A 4,118-nucleotide genomic window follows, 5' to 3' on the forward strand; every position below is an offset into this window, starting at 1 on the left:
CGCTCCCACAGGGTTGCGGGGCGATTGCTACAACCGATCCAACGCCTCCCCGCTGCGCTTGAACCATTCAATCAGATAATCGGCCAGCACCTGCGTACGCTTGGGCAACCCGCCCTGATACGGATGCACCAGGTACATCGGCATGCGACGGGTCTGAAAGTCGCGCAGTAACCAGCGCAGGCGGCCATCGGCCAGTTCCTGGTCAAGCAGATACGACGGCAGACGGGCGATTCCCGCGCCGGCCAGGGCGGCTTTTTTCAACAGGCTGTAATGGTTGCTGGCAAACGGCCCGGACACCCGCACCCGCAGCAATTCATGTTGCTGGTGGTACAACCACTCCTCACGACCGCTGTAGTGACTGTTGAGCAGGCATTTGTGCTCCGCCAGGGCCTGGGGAACCGCGGGCTCACCGAAGCGTTGCAGATAGGCCGGGCTGGCGCAGGTCAGCTCATGCCAGGCCAGCAGCGGGCGAGCCACCAACCGCTCGTCGATCGCCGCATCCGAACGGATCGCCAGATCAAACCCATCGCGCGATAAATCGCGATAACCGTTATTGAGCTCCAGCTCGATCTGCACGTCGGGGTAGGCGAGAGCGAACTCCGTCAGCAGGCCTTCGAAAAAGGTTTCGCCCAACGAGACCGGCACCGTCATCCGCACCGGCCCGGAAATTTCACCCTGCAAGCGGGCCAATGCCTGACGCGCCCTTTCCACCTGCACCAACAAGGCCTGGGCCTGGGGCAACAGTGCCGCACCCGCCGCCGTCAGGCTCAAGCGTCGCGTCGTGCGCTGGAGCAGGATCACTGAAAACCGCTGCTCCAGCAGGCTGATGCGTTTGGACAGTTGCCCCTTGCTGCATCCCAACCGCTGCGCCGCCAGGGTAAAACTACCGGCCTCGACGAGCACGGCAAAGGCTGCCAGATCATCGATCTCGCTCATTGGACTGTTTCCAAATGAAAACCAAAGGTTTCCTATTAGCACGCTTATCCCCAGGAAAATCCACTCTAGACTGCAACCTCGTCCATCCCCTTTGAGGATCAGTCCATGAAAATCCTGTTGATCGGCGCCAACGGAACCATCGGTTCGGCCATCGCCAACGAGTTGTCGCCCCGTCATGAAATTGTCCGTATCGGCCGCCACAGCGGTGACGTGCAAGTGGATATCAGCGACAGCGCCTCGATCCGCGCCCTGTTCGAAAAAACCGGCCGCTTCGATGCTTTGGTTTGTGCAGCGGGCAATGTCACTTTCGCGCCGCTGGACGACATGACCGAAGAAAGCTTCGCCCTCGGTTTGAAAGACAAGCTCATGGGCCAGGTCAACCTGGTGTTGATCGGCCGCGAATTCGCCAATGACGGCGCATCCTTTACCCTCACCACCGGCGTACTCAGCCACGACCCGATCAAGAGCGGCGCCTCGGCGGCCCTGGTGAACGGCGCCCTCGACAGTTTTGTGCGCGCTGCGGCAATCGAGCTGCCCCGGGGCCTCAGGCTCAACTCGGTAAGCCCGAACGTATTGCTGGAAGCGATGGACAAATATGCGCCGTACTTCCGCGGCTACAAGCCGGTTCCTGCGGCTGAAGTGGCATTGGCCTACGCCAAGAGCGTCGAAGGCCTGCAAACCGGGCAGACTTTTCACGTCGGCTGACCCCTTGTGATGAAGGATCAGTCTGAGTAACGTGGCGGCACTTGTCTGGAGACCCAATGATGCGTGCCGCCCGTTCCCTGTTGTGTATTACCCTGCTTCCGTTTTTCGCCGGCTGCCAGTTGCTCGACGCCCCGCGCCAGAGCGCGTCCCATGCCGGCCAGACGCGCATGCAGGGCGAACTCACGGCGGCCGATGGCAAGCTGGTGTTCCAGCCGTGCCAGGAACAGCGTCGCTACATCGTCAATGACACCGGCGGCACCAGCGTGCTGCAACAAGCTGCCACCCTGGCGGATGATCGCGGCAAACTTTTCGCCGATCTGCGCGGGCGTATCGTTTCCAGCGCGGCAGCCGGCACCGACAGCCAGTTGGACGTCGAGCAACTGTATCGCCTGGAACGCTCCGGGAGCGCTTGCGATGAGGTTGACTTCAAACGGGTGATTCTGCGGGCAGCGGGACATACCCCAGAATGGACGCTGAAGGCCAGCGGCAAGGGCCTGGTCCTGGATCGCGAAGGGCAGCCGCCGCTGGCGGTGCCTTACGTCGAGGAGCAGTTGGGTGATGGCCGCTTCAACCTCGGCACCGAGGCCAACGGCCAGAAGGTCGAGCTGTGGGTCACGCCGCAACGCTGCGTCGACAGCACCAGTGGCAGCGTGCAGCACATGAGCGCCGAGTTGCGGGTCAACGGTCAGGTCCAGCGCGGTTGCGCCTACTTCGGTGGCGCGCGCGACGACTGATTCGACGCATGACGGGTTTTAGCCTCACGGAAAACCGGGATTGCGGCTTATAATCGCCGGTTTGAAGAACGCCTTGGCGCAGTTGTGCGCCCCGCGAACCGGACCCCGTCATGTTACGAATCACCGAACTCAAGCTGCCGATCGACCATCCCGAAGAAGACTTGCGCCCTGCCATCGTGCAGCGGCTGGGCATCGCCAGCGATGACCTGCTCGACTTCACCCTGTTCAAGCGCAGCTACGACGCCCGCAAGAAATCCTCCGAGCTGTGCTTCATCTACACCATCGACCTGTCGGTGCGCGATGAAGCCGCTGTGCTGCGCAAGTTCGCCGATGACCGTAATGTCAACGAAGCGCCGGATATCAGCTACAAGGTGGTTGGCCAGGCACCGGCGGACTTGAGCGAGCGGCCGATCGTGGTCGGCTTCGGGCCGTGCGGCATCTTCGCCGCCATGCTGCTCGCGCAGATGGGTTTCAAGCCGATCATCCTCGAGCGCGGCCCGGAAGTACGCCAGCGCACCAAGGACACCTGGGGCCTGTGGCGTAAAAGCGTGCTCAACCCCGAGTCCAACGTGCAGTTCGGCGAAGGCGGCGCGGGAACGTTCTCCGACGGCAAGCTCTACAGCCAGATCAAGGATCCGAAATTCCTTGGGCGCAAGGTCCTGCATGAGTTCGTCAAGGCCGGGGCCCCGGAAGAAATCCTCTATGTCAGCAAGCCGCACATCGGGACGTTCCGTCTGACCGGCGTCGTCGAAAACATGCGTGAGCAGATTCGCGCCCTCGGCGGTGAAGTCCGCTTCGGCGAGCGCGTTACTGACGTTTTGATCGAGGACGGCCAACTGGTTGGCGTCGAGCTGGCCAGCGGTGAGCAGATCCGTTCGAAACACGTGATCCTTGCCTTGGGCCATAGCGCCCGGGACACCTTCCGCATGCTCCACAGCCGTGGCGTGTACATGGAAGCCAAGCCGTTCTCGGTGGGTTTCCGTATCGAACACCCGCAATCGCTGATCGACAGCGCACGCCTGGGCAAGTACGCCGGCCACCCGAAACTCGGCGCCGCCGACTACAAACTGGTGCACCACGCAAAAAATGGTCGCTCGGTGTACAGCTTCTGCATGTGCCCGGGCGGCACCGTGGTGGCGGCGACCTCCGAGCCGAACCGCGTCGTGACCAATGGCATGAGCCAATACTCGCGCAACGAGCGCAACGCCAACTCCGGCATCGTCGTCGGCATCACGCCGGAAGTGGATTACCCGGGTGGCCCGCTGGCGGGCATCGAGTTGCAGGAGCGCCTGGAGTCCCACGCCTTCGTGCTCGGTGGCAGCAACTATGAAGCCCCCGCGCAACTGGTGGGTGATTTCATCGCCGGCAAACCGTCCACGGCGCTGGGCAGCGTCGAACCGTCCTACAAACCTGGGGTTGCCTTGGGCGACCTGGCCCTAGCCCTGCCGGATTTCGCCATCGAGGCCATCCGTGAAGCCCTGCCGGCGTTCGAGAAACAGATCCGGGGTTATTCGCTGCATGATGCGGTGCTCACCGGCATCGAGACTCGCACCTCATCGCCGCTGCGCATCACCCGCAACGAGACGCTGCAGAGCTTGAATGTGAAAGGCCTGTTCCCGGCTGGCGAAGGTGCCGGTTATGCCGGCGGAATCCTGTCGGCGGGCGTTGACGGGATCCGGATCGCCGAAGCGGTGGCGCGGGACATTCTTGGCCTGAACGACTGACATCCATTCACTGTGGGAG

The 4,118-nt window shown here is 62.4% G+C and carries 4 protein-coding genes; 3 read left to right on the plus strand and 1 reads right to left on the minus strand.

Annotated elements, in window-relative coordinates; genetic code table 11:
* Positions 1-27: 27 nt before the first annotated feature.
* A complete protein-coding gene (locus ACE04F_RS16775) occupies positions 28-936 on the minus strand; it encodes a LysR family transcriptional regulator (RefSeq protein ID WP_486108402.1) in 909 nt (302 codons plus the stop codon).
* Positions 937-1,041: 105 nt separating this feature from the next.
* On the opposite strand from ACE04F_RS16775, the gene ACE04F_RS16780 reads away from it, so the two are divergent.
* The 3 genes from ACE04F_RS16780 (at position 1,042) to ACE04F_RS16790 (ending at position 4,099) form a co-directional block, all read left to right on the plus strand.
* A complete protein-coding gene (locus tag ACE04F_RS16780; protein WP_486108404.1) occupies positions 1,042-1,641 on the plus strand; it encodes a short chain dehydrogenase in 600 nt (199 codons plus the stop codon).
* Between the two features lie 59 nt (positions 1,642-1,700).
* On the plus strand, positions 1,701-2,375 hold the full coding sequence (locus ACE04F_RS16785) for a COG3650 family protein (protein WP_486108412.1): 675 nt from the start codon (positions 1,701-1,703) through the stop codon (positions 2,373-2,375).
* Positions 2,376-2,485: 110 nt separating this feature from the next.
* Positions 2,486-4,099 carry an NAD(P)/FAD-dependent oxidoreductase gene (locus tag ACE04F_RS16790; protein WP_486108406.1) on the plus strand — a complete coding sequence of 538 codons (1,614 nt, stop codon included), beginning with the start codon at positions 2,486-2,488 and terminating at the stop codon, positions 4,097-4,099.
* Positions 4,100-4,118: the final 19 nt, after the last annotated feature.

Source organism: Pseudomonas sp. AGC41 (genome assembly GCF_057334555.1).